Origin of the sequence: Paraburkholderia sp., assembly GCF_036488505.1 — a bacterium.
Classification (GTDB): Bacteria; Pseudomonadota; Gammaproteobacteria; order Burkholderiales; family Burkholderiaceae; genus Paraburkholderia.
On sequence record NZ_DASXHN010000007.1, the window covers coordinates 25,001 to 39,741 of the forward strand.

14 protein-coding genes and 1 pseudogene are annotated in these 14,741 nt (G+C 65.2%); 2 read left to right on the forward strand and 13 right to left on the reverse strand.

The window, feature by feature from the left end; translation table 11 throughout:
* Nucleotides 1-61: 61 nt before the first annotated feature.
* Entirely contained in the window at nt 62-1,099 is a 1,038-nt protein-coding gene (locus tag VGH68_RS00430) for a serine/threonine protein kinase (RefSeq protein WP_331601539.1), read from the forward strand.
* 140 nt (nt 1,100-1,239) lie between these two features.
* On the opposite strand, the gene VGH68_RS00435 is transcribed toward VGH68_RS00430, so the two are convergent.
* From VGH68_RS00435 to VGH68_RS00495, 13 genes are all read right to left on the reverse strand, one after another.
* The gene (locus tag VGH68_RS00435; RefSeq protein ID WP_331601540.1) at nt 1,240-2,262 is read right to left on the reverse strand and encodes an XdhC family protein; all 1,023 of its coding nucleotides are present in this window, start codon (nt 2,260-2,262) and stop codon (nt 1,240-1,242) included.
* Entirely contained in the window at nt 2,235-2,831 is a 597-nt protein-coding gene (locus VGH68_RS00440) for a carbon monoxide dehydrogenase subunit G (RefSeq protein ID WP_331601541.1), read from the reverse strand. The genes VGH68_RS00435 and VGH68_RS00440 overlap by 28 nt, the downstream gene beginning before the upstream one ends.
* Nucleotides 2,822-4,030 carry a VWA domain-containing protein gene (locus VGH68_RS00445; RefSeq protein WP_331601552.1) on the reverse strand — a complete coding sequence of 403 codons (1,209 nt, stop codon included), beginning with the start codon at nt 4,028-4,030 and terminating at the stop codon, nt 2,822-2,824. Before VGH68_RS00445 ends, VGH68_RS00440 begins: the two co-directional genes overlap by 10 nt.
* Before the next feature lie 83 nt (nt 4,031-4,113).
* Entirely contained in the window at nt 4,114-4,995 is an 882-nt protein-coding gene (locus tag VGH68_RS00450; RefSeq protein ID WP_331601542.1) for a MoxR family ATPase, read from the reverse strand.
* A 204-nt stretch (nt 4,996-5,199) separates the two neighbouring features.
* Nucleotides 5,200-5,997: a xanthine dehydrogenase family protein subunit M gene (locus tag VGH68_RS00455; RefSeq protein ID WP_331601543.1), complete on the reverse strand. Its 798-nt coding sequence runs from the start codon at nt 5,995-5,997 to the stop codon at nt 5,200-5,202.
* Nucleotides 5,998-6,024: 27 nt separating this feature from the next.
* Nucleotides 6,025-8,406, reverse strand: coding sequence for a xanthine dehydrogenase family protein molybdopterin-binding subunit (locus VGH68_RS00460; RefSeq protein ID WP_331601544.1), 2,382 nt, complete (start codon nt 8,404-8,406; stop codon nt 6,025-6,027).
* A 10-nt stretch (nt 8,407-8,416) separates the two neighbouring features.
* Nucleotides 8,417-8,935 (reverse strand): (2Fe-2S)-binding protein, encoded by a 519-nt coding sequence (locus VGH68_RS00465; RefSeq protein ID WP_331601545.1) that lies wholly within the window; start codon nt 8,933-8,935, stop codon nt 8,417-8,419.
* Nucleotides 8,936-9,403: 468 nt separating this feature from the next.
* Nucleotides 9,404-9,511 carry an amino acid permease C-terminal domain-containing protein gene (locus VGH68_RS00470; RefSeq protein WP_414696871.1) on the reverse strand — a complete coding sequence of 36 codons (108 nt, stop codon included), beginning with the start codon at nt 9,509-9,511 and terminating at the stop codon, nt 9,404-9,406.
* Nucleotides 9,512-9,553: 42 nt separating this feature from the next.
* Nucleotides 9,554-10,210 carry a response regulator transcription factor RqpR gene (gene rqpR / locus VGH68_RS00475; RefSeq protein ID WP_331601546.1) on the reverse strand — a complete coding sequence of 219 codons (657 nt, stop codon included), beginning with the start codon at nt 10,208-10,210 and terminating at the stop codon, nt 9,554-9,556.
* Between the two features lie 10 nt (nt 10,211-10,220).
* A complete protein-coding gene (locus VGH68_RS00480; RefSeq protein WP_331601547.1) occupies nt 10,221-11,186 on the reverse strand; it encodes a sensor histidine kinase in 966 nt (321 codons plus the stop codon).
* A 431-nt stretch (nt 11,187-11,617) separates the two neighbouring features.
* Nucleotides 11,618-12,388 carry a ferredoxin--NADP reductase gene (locus VGH68_RS00485; protein WP_331601548.1) on the reverse strand — a complete coding sequence of 257 codons (771 nt, stop codon included), beginning with the start codon at nt 12,386-12,388 and terminating at the stop codon, nt 11,618-11,620.
* Nucleotides 12,389-12,833: 445 nt separating this feature from the next.
* On the reverse strand, nt 12,834-13,631 hold the full coding sequence (locus tag VGH68_RS00490; RefSeq protein ID WP_331601549.1) for an endonuclease/exonuclease/phosphatase family protein: 798 nt from the start codon (nt 13,629-13,631) through the stop codon (nt 12,834-12,836).
* A 68-nt stretch (nt 13,632-13,699) separates the two neighbouring features.
* On the reverse strand, nt 13,700-14,266 hold the full coding sequence (locus VGH68_RS00495; RefSeq protein ID WP_331601550.1) for a hypothetical protein: 567 nt from the start codon (nt 14,264-14,266) through the stop codon (nt 13,700-13,702).
* A gap of 348 nt (nt 14,267-14,614) precedes the next feature.
* On the opposite strand from VGH68_RS00495, the pseudogene VGH68_RS00500 reads away from it, so the two are divergent.
* A pseudogene (locus tag VGH68_RS00500) lies at nt 14,615-14,741 on the forward strand (AAA family ATPase); the annotation flags it as partial.

Here is a 14,741-nt window from a genome sequence, read left to right on the forward strand (position 1 = left end):
CGTGCTCCGATTTTGATCTGCCACCCTCGTCTTTCGACACGGCGCGGCGCACAATGCGGGCATGAACGACACCACTCCCGACATTCCGAATCCCGAGGCCGGCGCGAATAGCGCGGTGCCGTTTGCCCGGCTCACACCGGAAACCGTGCTCGACGCGCTCGACGGCGCGCTGGCGACGGCCGGCGTGCGCACCGACGGCCGCCTGCTACCGCTGAACAGTTATGAGAACCGCGTGTACCAGGTCGGCGTCGAAGACGGGCCGCCGGTGGTCGCGAAGTTCTATCGTCCCGAGCGCTGGAGCGATGCCGCGATTCTCGAAGAGCACGCGTTCGTCGCCGAGCTGGTCGCGCGTGAAATTCCGGCGGTGCCCGCTCGTGTGCTAAACGGCCGCACCCTTCATACCTTCGACGGCTTTCGCTTCTCGGTCTTCGAACGGCGCGGCGGCCGCGCGCCGGATCTCGACCGGCGCGATACGCTCGAGTGGCTGGGGCGTTTCATCGGACGCATTCATGCGAGCGGGCAGACGCACAACTATATGGAGCGCCCAACGCTCGACATCGAAACCTTCGGCTATGAGCCGCGCGACTTTCTGCTCGCGCAGCGCTTCGTGCCTGACGATGTGCGCACCGCGTGGGAAACCGTCGTGAACCTCGCGCTCGAAGGCGTCGCGCATGCGTTCGACCGCGCGGGGGAGATTCGCAAGCTGCGTCTGCACGGCGACTGTCATCCGAGCAACGTGCTATGGACCGACGCAGGCCCGCATTTCGTCGATTTCGACGACAGCCGCATGGGCCCCGCGATTCAGGATCTGTGGCTGCTGCTGCCGGGCGAGCGAGCCGAGGCGTCGCTCGCGCTCACCGATCTGCTCGCCGGCTACGAGGACTTCTGCGACTTCGAGCCGCGCGAACTTTATCTGATCGAAGCGCTGCGCACGCTGCGGCTGATTCACTATCAGGCGTGGCTCGCGCGTCGCTGGAACGACCCCGCGTTTCCGGCTGCGTTTCCGTGGTTCAACACCCAGCGTTACTGGGAGGACCGCATTCTCGAGATGCGCGAGCAAATCGGCGCGATGCAGGAAGGGCCGTTGTGGCCGGTTTAAAGGTTCTGGACGTCGACGTATCGTCCGATGTCGGTGTTGGCCCGCACTGGTATGCCGGTCGCGGTGAGCGCTACGGCGCGAAGCTGAGCGTTACGCCACCCGAGTTCCCGCGCGCAACGGACCGCTTCATTTCATAAGCGTCAAACGCTGCAAGCCGTTCCGCCCGACGCCGCGATCTCCTGTGCCGCCTTTGCGCCTTCCACCTGCAACAGCGTCGGCAGCGACACGCCGTTCTTCGCGGCCGTCACCTCGGCGAGAATCGACACCGCGATTTCAGGAGGCGTCCTGCTGCCGATATAAATGCCGACCGGTCCATGCAATCGGGCCAGTTCGGCTTCGCTCAGATCGAACTCCTTCAGCCGCTCGCGCCGCGCGTGATTGTTTCTTCTGGACCCGAGCGCGCCGACATAGAACGCCGGTGTCTTCAACGCTTCCATCAGCGCGAGATCATCGAGCTTCGGATCATGCGTGAGCGCGATCACCGCGCAGCGCTCGTCGAGCTTCATGTCGATCACTGTATCGTCCGGCATCGTACGGACGATCTTCGTGCCGGGCACGTCCCATTCCTCTGTGTACTCCTCGCGCGGATCGCACACGGTGACCTGATAGTCGAGCCCGACCGCGATATGACACAGGTAGCGCGACAACTGGCCGGCGCCGATCACGAGCATCCGGTAGCGCGGGCCGTGGATCGTCAGCAGACGCTGGCCGTCGAAATGCACGCCGTCGGTCGCCTGCGCGTTATCGAGCCGCACCGCGCCGGTCGCCATATTGACTTCGCGCGTGACGAGCCGGCCGCTCTCTACCGCGCGACACAGTTCGCCGATGCCGCTCGTCGGGGTCAACGGTTCGAGCACCAGCTGGATGGTGCCGCCGCACGGCAGCCCGAAGCGATGCGCTTCCTCCGCGGTGATCCCGTACTTCACCGCCTCCGGATGCGCTTGCTCGATACCACGTTGCCGCACGCGCTCGATCAGATCGTCCTCGATGCAGCCACCCGATACCGAGCCGACCACGAGTCCATCGTCGCGCACGGCGAGCATCGCACCTTCGGGACGCGGCGACGAGCCCCACGTCTTCACCACCGTCACCAGCAACGCGCGATGTCCATCTTCGAGCCAGCGAGCGCTGGACTTCAGAACTTCGAGATCCACGCTGTCCATGATTTCTTCCCTTTATTGTCCTCGCCGCCGGACTCGCCGTCCTCGGCTTGATTCGATTCCGCTTGCACGGGCGTGCCATCGGCCGCGGCCGAGAGGTCGCCAGGCGCTGGCGCTTGCGCGTCGCTGTCCGCCGAGAATTGCGCGCTGAAGCGCTTGAAAAATTCTCCGGCGATCTTGCGCGCCGCGCCGTCGACGAGCCGCGAGCCGATCTGCGCGAGCTTGCCGCCGACCTGTGCATTCGCCGTATAGCTGAGCTTCGTGGCCGCGTCGCCATCGGCTTCGAGGTTGACCCGTGCGTTGCCCTTCGCGAAGCCGGCGGCCCCGCCCTGGCCTTCGAAAACGATAGTGTAGGTGTTCGGCGCATCGATGTCGGTCAACTGCATGCGCCCTTTGAAGCGTGCCTTCACCGGCCCGACCGTCGCGCTCAGCGCGACCAGGTACGCGTTCTCGCCATCCGGGTCGATGCTTTCGCAACCGGGGATGCACGCGCGCAGGATTTCGGTGTCGTTCAACGCGTCCCAGGTTTGCTGCTGCGGGACCGGCAGTGTATGAGTTTCGGTCAATTCCATGAGCTTGCTCCTGCGAGTGTCGTCGTCGCGACGACGTGGCGGGGCGCGCGCGTGAGTTGCGCGAGATCGCGGCCGAATGCTGCGAGACTATCCAGATTATGAACCGGGCGATGCGCGTCGACATACGGCAGGATCGCCTGCACGCCGCGCGCTTTCGGCGTGAAGTCACTAAAACGCAGCAGCGGGTTGAGCCACACGATGCGATGCGCGAAGCGCGCGAGGCGGGCCATCTCGGTATTGAGCACGTCGATCGCTTCGTGATCGAGTCCGTCGGTGACCAGCAGCACGGTCGCGCGGCCGGTCAGCACCCGGCGCGCCCAGCGCCGGTTGAACTCGGCGAGCGCGGCGCCAATGCGCGTGCCGCCCGACCAGTCGACCACCTGATCGCTGAGCGTCGCGATCGCGACGTCGGGATCGCGCTCGCGCAATGCGCGCGTCGCGTTCGTGAGCCGCGTGCCGAACAGGAACACCTGCAGGCGTTCGCGCGACTGCAGCAGCGCGTGGCAAAAGTAGAGCACGGCGCGCGAGTAGTTGCTCATCGAGCCGGAGATATCGAGCAGCAGCACGAGCGGCGGCTTGCGTTCGACGACCGCGCGATATTTCCACACCGTCCAGTCGCCGCCCGCGCGCACCGCATGTCGCGCGCTCGCGCGCAAGTCCGCATGCGTGCCGTGAGAGGACGCCTTCAGACGGCGCGTCGGTTCGGTCGCAAGCGGCAGGCGCTGAGCGCGGATCAGATGACGCAGGCTGCGCCATTCGTCGGCGGTGAGCGTATCGAAATCGCGGTGACGTAGCCGCTCCTCCGCGCTGAACGTCAGTTGCGCATGCAGCTCGTGCTGTTCGGTTTCCTGCGGCGGCTTCGGATGCGGCGACGGCGGCATGCGCACCGCGAGTGCATCGGCGAGACGGTTGTTGCGCTTCGGCGGCGGCAGCCCGTCGCGGACTTTCGGCAACAGCAGCGCGCGCAGTTTGCCTTCCCAGTCGGGATCGCGCCAGAACAGATCGAACGCGGCATTGAACAGCTCGCGCTCGTCCGGCGCGGTGACGAGCAGCGCGGCGAGCGCGGCGCGCACGTCGTCGCGGCGGCCGAGATCGATCCATTGCAATGCGGCAAGCGCGTCGACGGCTTGCGCGGGCGACATCGGCAAGCCCGCGCCGCGCAGCACCCGCACGAAGTGGACGACGTTGCGCGCGAGCATCGGCGCGCCGTCCGCCGATGCGGCGGCCCGCTTCGCGTTGCCTCGATCCTCTGCGCCGTTTGGCTTGGCCACGTCCACCATCCTCAAGCCGACAAACACTGCGCGATCTGCTCAGTGTCCACGCGCGCGAGATCGTCCTGATACTTGAGCAGCACGCCGAGTGTGTTCTGCACCGATTGCGGATCGAGTTCCGTCACGCACAGCGCTTCGAGCGCGCGGCACCAGTCGATGGTTTCGGCAATGCCCGGTGCCTTGAACAGATCCATCGCGCGCAGCCGGTGCACGAAATCGACCGCACGCCGCTGCAATTGCTGCGACGTTTGCGGCGCGCGCGCGGCGACGATGTCGAGTTCGCGCTCGCGGTCCGGATAACCGATCCATTGATACAGGCAGCGGCGTTTCAGTGCGTCGTGAACTTCGCGCGTGCGGTTCGACGTCATCACGACGAGTGGCGCTTGCGCCGCGCGCACGGTGCCATATTCGGGAATCGATACCTGAAAATCCGACAGCAGTTCCAGCAGGAACGCCTCGAACGGTTCGTCCGCGCGGTCGATTTCGTCGATCAGCAGCACGCGCCGCGCGCCGGGATGATCCTGGTCGGGCAACAGCGCCTGCAGCAGCGGGCGCTTAAGCAGGAATTCGCCGCGATACAGTGTGTCGTTGTCCGGGCGTTCGCCGGCGGCTTCGGCGAGCCGCAGCGCCATGATCTGGCGCGGGTAGTCCCATTCGTAGAGCGCGCTCGCCGTGTCCAGCCCTTCATAGCATTGCAGCCGCAACAGCGTGGTGCCGAGCATGCCCGCCGCGGCTTTCGCGAGTTCGGTTTTGCCGACGCCGGGTTCGCCTTCGACGAATAGCGGCCGCTCCATGCGCAGCGCGAGATACAGCGCGGTCGCCAGTTCGCGGCTTGCGAAATAGCGCTGGGCGGCGAGTTGAGCGAGGGTTTCATCGATCGAGGCCGGCTGCATGGTGGTCCTGAATCTGCGCGATGAGGGTGGCTGAAACGCAACTGAGCGCATCTAAAGCGCAACTCGCGCGTGACGCGAGAGACAGGCACCCGCTGCGGAAAGTGTGAAGCGCGCCCCGCGTGCGCTACGCGACGCAAGCGAAGCCGGCTTGCCCGCAGCACCGTGCATCGATGCGCGGCAAGCCGGGCGTGTCAGCCAAAGACGCTAACCATTCGCCTTCGCCACAGCGCGCGCGGCGAGCACCGGAATCAGATGCGCGCGATATTCGGCGCTCGCGTGCATGTCGTCGTTCAGCTCGCCGTGCGGCACGCTGACCGCGCGTGCCGCAGCGGGCGTGAAGTTCGACGACAGCGCGCTTTCCAGCTCCGGCACGCGAAATACCGATGACGCGGCGCCCGTTACCGCGACGCGCACGCCGCTCGCCAATTTCGCGACGAACACGCCGACCAGCGCGAAGTGCGACGCGGGGTTACGGAATTTCTCGTACGCGGCGCGCTCGGGTACCGGAAATTCGACCGCGACGATCAGCTCGTCCGGCACGAGCGCCGTCTCATACATGCCGACAAAGAAGTCGCCCGACGCGATGCGCCGACGGTCGGTGACGATCGTCGCATCGAGGCCCATCGCCGCGGCTGGGTAGCACGCGGCCGGGTCGTTGTTCGCGAGCGAACCGCCGATCGTGCCGAGCGCGCGCACCTGGCGGTCGCCGATATGTCCGGCGAGGTCCGCGAGCGCCGGCAACACGCGCCGCAGGTCCACATGATCGGCAACGTCCGCGTGACAGACGGCCGCGCCGATCGTCACCGTGTTCGCGTCGACCGCGATCGACTTCAGCGCGGCAATCCGCGTCACGTCGATCAGTTGCGACGGCTGTGCGAGACGCAGGCGCATCGTCGGCAGAAGGCTCTGGCCGCCGGCGAGGAATTTCGCTTCGCTGTCGGCGGTGAGGGCCGCGGCGGCGGCTTTCGGATCCGTCGCGCGTTGATACTCGAATGAATACATGTCGAATGCTCCGCTCAGGATCGATGGTTAGGGTTGCCTGGCCGCGTGAATCGCGGACCATACGCGATGCGGGGTGGCTGGCATTTGCATATCGGTCACGCCCAGCGGCGCGAGCGCGTCGATGATCGCGTTGATCACCGCCGGCGGCGAACCGATCGCGCCGGCCTCGCCACAACCTTTAACGCCCAGCGGATTGTGCGTACACGGCGTGCCCTTCGCGGTTTCGACCGTGAAGTCGGGCAGATCGGACGCATGCGGCATCGCGTAATCCATATACGAGCCCGACAGCAACTGGCCGCTGTCGTTGTCGTACACGCAGCGTTCGAGCATCGCCTGGCCGATGCCTTGTCCCAGCCCGCCATGCACCTGGCCTTCGACGATCATCGGATTGATCACGTTGCCGAAATCGTCGACCGCGGTGAACTGTTGGATGCGGCTCACGCCGGTGTCAGGATCGACTTCGACTTCGCAGATATACGCGCCCGACGGATACGTGAAGTTGGTCGGATCGTAGAACGCGCTTTCTTCGAGGCCCGGTTCCAGTACGTCGAGCGGATAGTTGTGCGGCACGTAGGCCGCCAGCGAGATTTCCGCAAACGCCTTGGTGCGGTCGGTGCCCGCGACGCGGAACATGCCGTTTTTGAACTCGATGTCTTCGGCCGACGCTTCGAGCAAATGCGCGGCGATCTTCTTCGCCTTTGCTTCGATCTTGTCGAGCGCCTTCATGATCGCCGAGCCGCCTACCGCGATCGAGCGCGATCCGTAGGTGCCCATGCCGAATGCGATGCGCCCGGTGTCGCCGTGCACGATTTCGACGCTTTCGAGCGGAATGCCGAGCCGGTCCGCGACCACCTGCGCGAAGGTCGTTTCGTGTCCCTGGCCGTGACTGTGCGAACCGGTGAACACGGTGACCGAACCGGTCGGATGCACGCGAATCTGCCCGACTTCGAACAGCCCCGCGCGCGCGCCGAGTGCGCCTGCGATGTTCGACGGCGCGAGACCGCATGCCTCGATGTAGCACGAGTAGCCGAGGCCACGCCGCTTGCCGTTCTTTTCGGAGGCCTCGCGACGCGCGGCGAAGCCTTCGATGTCCGCGAGTTCCAGCGCGCGCGTGAGGAGCGCGTTGTAGTCGCCGGTGTCGTAGGTGAGGCCGACTGGCGTCGCGTACGGGAACTGCGTGATGAAGTTGCGGCGACGGATTTCCGCGGGATCGAGCTTCATCTCGCGAGCCGCGGCTTCAACCAGGCGCTCGACGACGAACGTCGCTTCCGGCCGGCCCGCGCCGCGATACGCGTCGACCGGGACCGTGTTGGTGAACACCGCCTTCACTTCCGCGTAGATCGCCGGCGTCGCGTATTGTCCGGCGAGCAGCGTCGCGTACAGGATGGTCGGCACGCTGGAGGCGAACGTCGACAGATAGGCGCCCATGTTCGCGATCGTGTGCACGCGCATCGCGAGAAACTTGCCGTCGGCGTCCATCGCGAGTTCGGCTTTGGTCACGTGATCGCGACCGTGTGCGTCGGAGAGGAAGGCCTCGGAACGCTCCGCGGTCCATTTGACCGGCCGGCCGATTTTCTTCGATGCCCACGTGAGCGCCACGTCTTCCGCGTACAGAAAGATCTTTGAGCCGAAGCCGCCGCCCACGTCCGGCGCGATCACGCGCAATTTCGACTCCGGCAGCGATAGCACGAACGCGGCCATCAGCAGCCGCTCGACATGCGGGTTCTGATTCGCGACATACAGCGTGTAGCTCTCGTCCTGCGCCGAATAGCTCGCGTTGACCGCGCGCGGTTCGATCGCGTTCGGCACCAGCCGGTTGTTGACGATGTCGAGCGTGGTCACGTGCGCGGCTTTGGCGAATGCCGCGTCGGTCGCGGCCTTGTCGCCGTGGCCCCAGTTGTAGCAGATGTTGTCGGGCACTTCGTCGTGCACCGCCGCCTGGCCCGGATCGGACGCGTGTGCGGTGTCGACCACGGCCGGCAGCACATCGTAATCGACCTCGATCAGCTCGGCCGCGTCCTTCGCGGCCTTGATCGAGTCGGCGATCACCAGCGCGACCTGATCGCCGACGTGGCGCGCTTTTGTATGCGCGATCACCGGATGCGGCGGCTCGTTCATCGGCTTGCCGTCGGTGCTATGGATCAGCCAGCCGCACGGCAGGCCGCCGACGTTCTCCGCGGCGAGGTCCGCGCCGGTGAAGATCGCGACGACGCCCGGCGACTGCTTCGCCGCGCTAGTGTCGATGCGATTGATTTTCGCGTGCGCGTGCGGCGAGCGCAGGAACACCGCGTAGGTTTGCTGCGGCAGCACGATGTCGTCGGTGTACTGGCCTTTGCCAGTGAGGAAGCGATAGTCTTCCCTGCGTTCGACGGAGGCGCCGATCAGGCTCGGGATATCGGGTGCGTTCATCGTCGGCTCCTCAGGCGGCGGGCGCGGTGGCCGCGCCTGCGGTTGCGCCGGCACCAGCGCCGGATTTCATGCCCTCGGCGCCTTCGAGCACGGCCTTCACGATGTTGTGATAGCCGGTACAGCGGCACAGATTGCCGTCGAGTTGCGCGCGCACGTCGTCGCCGGTCAGATCGGGTTGGCGCACCGCAAGCGACACCGCGCTCATCACCATGCCCGGCGTGCAGAAGCCGCATTGCAGTCCGTGGCAGTGCTTGAACGCGGCCTGCATCGGATGCAGTGTGCCGTTTTGCGCGAGCCCTTCGATGGTCGTGATTTGCTCGCCGTCGGCTTGCGCGGCGAGCATGTTGCAGGACTTGATCGCGCGGCCGTTTAGATGCACGGTGCAGGCGCCGCACTGGGCCGTATCGCAGCCGACGTGCGTGCCGGTCAGACGGAGTTGGTCGCGTAGGAACTGGACAAGCAGGGTGCCGGGGTCGACCGTGGCGCTAACAGGCGCGCCGTTGACCGTCAGACTGATGCTGATTGCCATGAAGCTGTCTCCTTGTCGATCGGACCGAGTGCTTCGGCACTGGCTCCAGCCGCACGCGTTGCCGTGTCGACCGGATCATGCGCTTCAGCGCTTGCCGCGATCCCATGCAAGATGGTTGCTGTGGGTGAGACCGGACCTGTGATTTTTATTGCCCTTGCTTTCCTTCGACTGCGTACTGACTGCCATTCGCGAGGTCCGATGAGGGTGCTACGGGTTTTTATGGGTCTGCCGAAAAGTAAAGCACAAATCGCGCGAGCGCGCTATGAGGGGAAGTGTGTTTGGTGTTCGCTAGCGCGAGAAGAGCGGCAGTACGCGCGACCCGGTACGTTAAAAAACACGCGCCGCGCATGCAGACGCAATCGGCAGACGCATGCCGGCGCGGATCGATGGATTCAGCGATAACGCTCGGCTTACGCCGCAAGCAGCGGGTTGATCCGGCGCAGCATCGACGCCCGGCAAAAACGGACATTACTTCGCCCGTTTCGAGCGACGGCGCGAGTAGCCGATGTACATCACCATGCCCATCGCGAGCCAGATCCCGAACGCGGCCCATGCGATGCGTAGCAGATCGAGCATCAGGAACAGTTAAGGGGAGCGCATGAGCCGTCGCGGCGCGGTTCAGCCCGCCATCGCGGGATTCAGATCGACCAGCCGGTTGCTCATCACGTAGAACGTCAGCTCCGCGTTGTTGCGCAGCTTCATTTTTTCGAGGAGCCGGGTGCGGTAAACGCTGACTGTTTTCACCGACAGCGACAGCGTCGCGGCGATATCGGTCAGGCGTTTGCCGGACGCAAGCATGCAAAGCGTCTGGTATTCGCGGTCGGACAATTTTTCGTGCGGCAGTTGCTCGCCGTCGAACGACACGTAGTCGGCGAGTGCTTCGGCCATCGCCGGGCTCACGTATTTGCGGCCCGCGGCGACCTGCTGGATCGCGGCGATCATCTGCGCGGCGTCGACCGTCTTCGACAGATAGCCGGACGCGCCGGCCTTCAGCGCGCGCACCGCGTATTGATCCTCGCGGTACATCGAGAACATCAGCACGGCCACGCGCGGTGCCTTGCGCTTCAGGCGCTTGAGCACTTCGACCCCGTTCATGTCGGGCAGCGAGATGTCGAGCAGCACGACGTCGAAGCTGTGCTGGACGACGGCGTCGAGCGCTTCCGAGCCGTTCCGGGCTTCGGCGACCTCGCGTGCGACGCCGCGATCGAGCAGCAACTGGCGCACGCTCTCGCGCACGACGGCGTGGTCTTCGGTGATCAGAATGCGCAGGCTCATGGTCGGACGTTCACGATTGCAGCATGCGCCGGGCGGCGCGCGGTGCGACAGTGGGGACGAGCAGCGCGTCCCATGCGAAACGGGCTTCGACGACGGTGCCACCGTGGCTTCGACGGTCCGATGCATTGCTGGCGACGGCGCTCGCCGTGCCGGTGTGCGCAGCGGTGCCGGCGTGGCCGTGGTCACCGCGATCGCTCGCGGCCGGGCTGCGATCGTTGCCGGCGTTTTTGCCGCGCGCGGCGCTTACCCGCAGTCTGCCGCCGAACGTCGCACAGCGTGCCTGCATGCCGGCGAGGCCAAAATGGCCGTTCCGGTGAGCCTGGCCGCGATGGCTTTTCGAGACGCCGCGCGGCAGGCCGATGCCGTCGTCGCTGACGCGCAGCGTCAGGTGGCGCGGGCCCGCTTCGATGCGCACGTCGGCGGATGCCGCGCGCGCGTGCTTTGCGACGTTGTTGAGCGCTTCCTGCGCGACGCGGAACACCGCGAGCGCCGCATCGGCGGGCAGGCGCGCGAGCCGCGCGTCGGCGGCGCTGGTGAAGGTGGCGTGCACGCCGGTGCGCGTCGCGAATGCGTCGGTCCAGCGCCTGATCGCATCGGCGAGACCCGTGTCGAACGATGGCGCATGCAACTGTTCGATTGCGTCGCGGTTCGCCGCGCACACGGCGTCGAGCGACCATTTCGCGATCGCGAGTGCGTCCGCGCATTGCGGCGGGGCGTCGGCGGGCAGCCAGGTCTCGATGCCGGCGAGCGCGAAGCGCGTCGCGGTCAGTTCGGCGCCCACGCCATCGTGCAGCTCGCGCGCGACGTGACGGCGGATGCTCTCCTGCGCCTGCACAAGTTCGGCGGACAGTTCGCGCACGCGCGTGCGCAGCCGCTGCAGCTCGCACTCGGTGGCGAATGATTGCGCGTCGTAGCCACCACGCTCTGCTGACGGCGCCAGCGGAGCGTTGAACGGGACGGCAAGCGACGGATCCATGAGTTTCCCTCTTCAGGAAGCGGTGTGACGGCGAAGCAGGTGCGCAGGTGGCGTCACAATCGAACGCGAATGGCTGCGTGTGCATCTCGGAGTTTCCGATGCCGGTTGTGACTCGCGGATGTAAGCCGAACGCCCACGTCGGACGTAACGAAATTTACATTCAGTAACAACGGCGCGGCGCGGATGGCGCGCCAGGGCATCTTCTCCTGCGGCGCGATGATATCTCAAAAAAATGAAAACATGCAGTCGTACCAAGGCTTAGCGCCTGGCGTTCATGCGACACGCGATGTTTTCGCATCATTGCGTGTCGGAATAATACTGACGCGCAATGTCAGAACGACGGCGGCATTTTGTAACGGGCAACAAAAAAGGAGCCCGAGGGCTCCTTCTTGCAGATGCGCGGCGCGGCGGCCGCGAAACAGGGGGCTCACTCAGCCGACGAAAGCCTTTTCGACCACGTAGTGGCCGGGCTCGTTGTTGCTGCCTTCCTGGAAACCCATATCGTCGAGCAGCTTGCGGGTGTCGCGCAGCATGTGCGGGCTGCCGCACAGCATCACGCGGTCGTTTTCGAGCGAGAAGCCCGGCACGCCGAGGTCGGCGAACAGCTTTTCGGTTTCGATCAGCTCGGTAATGCGGCCGCGGTTCTCGAACGCCTCGCGGGTAACGGTCGGGTAATACAGCAGCTTTTCCTGCACCAGCTCGCCAAGGTGCTCGTGCGCCGGCAGGTGCTCGGTGATGTAATCCTTGTACGCTAGTTCGTCGACGAAACGGCAGGTGTGAGTCAGGACCACGCGCTCGTAGCGGTCGTAAATGTCCGGATCCTTGATGATCGACATGAACGGCGCGAGGCCCGTGCCGGTGGACAGAAGCCACAGCGTCTTGCCTGGCAGCAGGTTATCGGCCACCAGCGTGCCGACCGGCTTCTTGCCGATCAGGACTTCGTCGCCGACCTTCAGATGCTGCAGACGCGACGTGAGCGGGCCGTCCTGCACCTTGATGCTGAGGAATTCGAGATGTTCTTCGTAGTTCGCACTGGCGAGGCTGTAGGCGCGCAGCAGCGGCTTGCCGTCGACCGGGAGACCCACCATCGTGAACTGGCCGTTTTCGAAGCGGAACGACGAATCGCGCGTGCAAGTGAAGCTGAAAAGCGTATCGGTCCAGTGATGGACGCTCAGGACGGTTTGTGAATTGAGATTGCTCATGGCTTCTTGGATAGTGCGAAAACAAAGGCGACCAGTCGTCTGAGCCGGCCGGCACGGCAAGGGCAATGCTGCGCTGATCCGTGCTCGGAGCTCATGCGCAATCCGCTATTTTACCGTGCCCGCAGTATGAAGCGGCGGCGCGGCGCTCGAGCGTGGTGAAACGGATTGCCGGACCGGCACCGCGGCGCCGGGCTTGCTGGCGCCGCAAAGTACGGTGGCGTGGGAGCGGCGATGCTTCAGCGAGGTACGACGATTCGGCGCAAGCCGCGCGGGGCGGCTGCCATGGACTGTCCGGCAGGCGCAAACCAGGCGCCCCACGCGCAAACAGTTTCAGGATCATACCGAAAGGGCGCGCCCGCTGCAGCATTGACCCTCCTGATAAAACTGGCAAATCGGCGGCGGGAGGCGGTGGCCGGACTTAATGAGACAAATTCCGCCGGCCGGATCAATCGAGCCGCAATCGCGCCATATAAGGCAAATGATCGGACAGCCACGCCGTTTCCTGAGCCGGCTGGATCCATTCGACCGGCTGCATCCCGCGCACGAACATCTTGTCGAGCGATAGCGCTGGGGAGAACGCCGGAAACGTGCGCGCCGGCTCGCCCAGCAGTGTCGCGACCTCCTGCAAGCCATGCTCGCGAAACAGCGGCACCGAGTCGTTGCGCCAATCGTTGAAATCGCCGGCCAGCACGAGTGGACCGGCGGGTGCTTCTTTCGCGATCCAGTGCGCGATCCATTCCATCTGCCGCATTCGCGCTGGACGCGTAAGCGCGAGATGCGCGCACAGCAGCGTGACGAGGCGTCCCCCGAAGGTCGCGCGCGCGACCAGCAAGCCGCGCTTTTCGAAGCGATGCGCGGAGATGTCCCAGCGGCCGCCGAGATCGAGCGGATGCGGCGACAGGATCGCATTGCCATGTCGCCACGACGGCTTGAATACGTTGGGGCCGAGCGCGACCTCGAGTTCGAGCGCGCGCGCGATTTCGGTTGCCTGACAGTGCCAGACGTCGCTCTCCGGCTCGTTCATCGGCGCGCCGAAGCTGCTCGCCAGCACCGGCGACGGCAGACGCCGCGCCATCGCTTCCTGCAGAAAGTACGCGTCGGCGTGGGTCGACTGCACCCAGCTCTGCATCGCCTGCCAGGCCTGAAAGCCAAGCGGCGTGCGGCCCTTGTGCAGGTTCCAGCTCACTGCGACGAAGTCGTTCGGCGCGAGGTTCTCGCGGATCAATTCTTCTGGGTTTCGCATGCCGTGTTATCCACGTGTTCTGTTCGAGCGCGTCGGTAACGCGCGCTGCCGAGGTCCGCTGTGTATGTTCAGTTTGAGTTGCCGGCCGCGTTGCCGCTCGCCGCACCGTTCGTCCCTGCATCGCCGGGACTGTTTGCACCGCTCGTGCCGCCGTCGACGACGCTCGCGTGAACGCGATAGACCAGATTCGGATTGTGCTCGACGATCGTCCAACTGGCCCACTGATCCGGCGGCACGACCAGACCGGGGTGGCTCGCGCTCACCTGGCGCGGCTGCGGCGGCAGCTTGCAGCCGATGCCGGTGCGCGGCGCGCTGTCGTCTTCGAGCGTTTCCTGAGTGTCGATCGACAACATCACGCCTTCCGGATCCACCCGCAGCGGCGAGACGGTCAGCGTGCGCGACAGATCGATGCTGCCAGCAGGCTGGTCCTTGCAGCCGACGTCATGCTGCACGACCCGATGATGCGTATCGGTACGGGCCTGGCCGACCGTCGTAGTGCCAGCGAACGTGTCGATCTGCTGACCGTCCTGGATCACTTGCAACTGCCATTGCACGACCTGCTGCGCCGGCCGTTGTTGCGCGTGAGCGAGCAACGAAGCACCAAGCAGCATGGCCGCGATACTGGTTTTCCACATAGAAGGAATCTCCACTCCCGGCGTCGGCCCGCGTAGCGGCGAGCTGGTTTCCGGTTCGGTGCCGGCTGAATCCGAAAGCCATCTTACGCCTGATGACCCGATCGTTTTCTGACCTGTCGGGTGGTGACCGGTTCAGCAATAATGCATTTCAAATGAGGACGGCAATCGCCCAAAGCAAGCGGCCAACGCGGCGACGAACACCGTCGCAAACAGCGCGCCAGCGACCGGCTGTTAGCAGCAGAGCCGCACGACTGCTGGCTTGCATGGGTTTATGCCGTCGCTACACTGGACCTGAAAGCGACGCGCATCAGGCGTCGCGTTGGCAACAACAGTCCGGCGGGGTGTGCGATGACAACAGCAGTGGTGAAACAGGAAATCGCGGTGGCCTCGTTCAGCCGCGTGTACGACCTCGATCAGGTCGAAACCGCGCTGAACGATCTCGGCGACGGCGCGAACGAGGCGCTGCGCGCGACCT

Excerpts from the sequence above, each read along its gene's own strand:
- VGH68_RS00430 (WP_331601539.1), top strand. The coding sequence starts at position 62 with ATGAACGACACCACTCCCGACATTCCGAATCCCGAGGCCGGCGCGAAT.
- VGH68_RS00435 (WP_331601540.1), bottom strand. The coding sequence starts at position 2,262 with ATGGACAGCGTGGATCTCGAAGTTCTGAAGTCCAGCGCTCGCTGGCTC.
- VGH68_RS00440 (WP_331601541.1), bottom strand. The coding sequence starts at position 2,831 with ATGGAATTGACCGAAACTCATACACTGCCGGTCCCGCAGCAGCAAACC.
- VGH68_RS00445 (WP_331601552.1), bottom strand. The coding sequence starts at position 4,030 with ATGCTCGCGCGCAACGTCGTCCACTTCGTGCGGGTGCTGCGCGGCGCG.
- VGH68_RS00450 (WP_331601542.1), bottom strand. The coding sequence starts at position 4,995 with ATGCAGCCGGCCTCGATCGATGAAACCCTCGCTCAACTCGCCGCCCAG.
- VGH68_RS00455 (WP_331601543.1), bottom strand. The coding sequence starts at position 5,997 with ATGTATTCATTCGAGTATCAACGCGCGACGGATCCGAAAGCCGCCGCC.
- VGH68_RS00460 (WP_331601544.1), bottom strand. The coding sequence starts at position 8,406 with ATGAACGCACCCGATATCCCGAGCCTGATCGGCGCCTCCGTCGAACGC.
- VGH68_RS00465 (WP_331601545.1), bottom strand. The coding sequence starts at position 8,935 with ATGGCAATCAGCATCAGTCTGACGGTCAACGGCGCGCCTGTTAGCGCC.
- VGH68_RS00470 (WP_414696871.1), bottom strand. The coding sequence starts at position 9,511 with ATGCTCGATCTGCTACGCATCGCATGGGCCGCGTTCGGGATCTGGCTC.
- rqpR (WP_331601546.1), bottom strand. The coding sequence starts at position 10,210 with ATGAGCCTGCGCATTCTGATCACCGAAGACCACGCCGTCGTGCGCGAG.
- VGH68_RS00480 (WP_331601547.1), bottom strand. The coding sequence starts at position 11,186 with ATGGATCCGTCGCTTGCCGTCCCGTTCAACGCTCCGCTGGCGCCGTCA.
- VGH68_RS00485 (WP_331601548.1), bottom strand. The coding sequence starts at position 12,388 with ATGAGCAATCTCAATTCACAAACCGTCCTGAGCGTCCATCACTGGACC.
- VGH68_RS00490 (WP_331601549.1), bottom strand. The coding sequence starts at position 13,631 with ATGCGAAACCCAGAAGAATTGATCCGCGAGAACCTCGCGCCGAACGAC.
- VGH68_RS00495 (WP_331601550.1), bottom strand. The coding sequence starts at position 14,266 with ATGTGGAAAACCAGTATCGCGGCCATGCTGCTTGGTGCTTCGTTGCTC.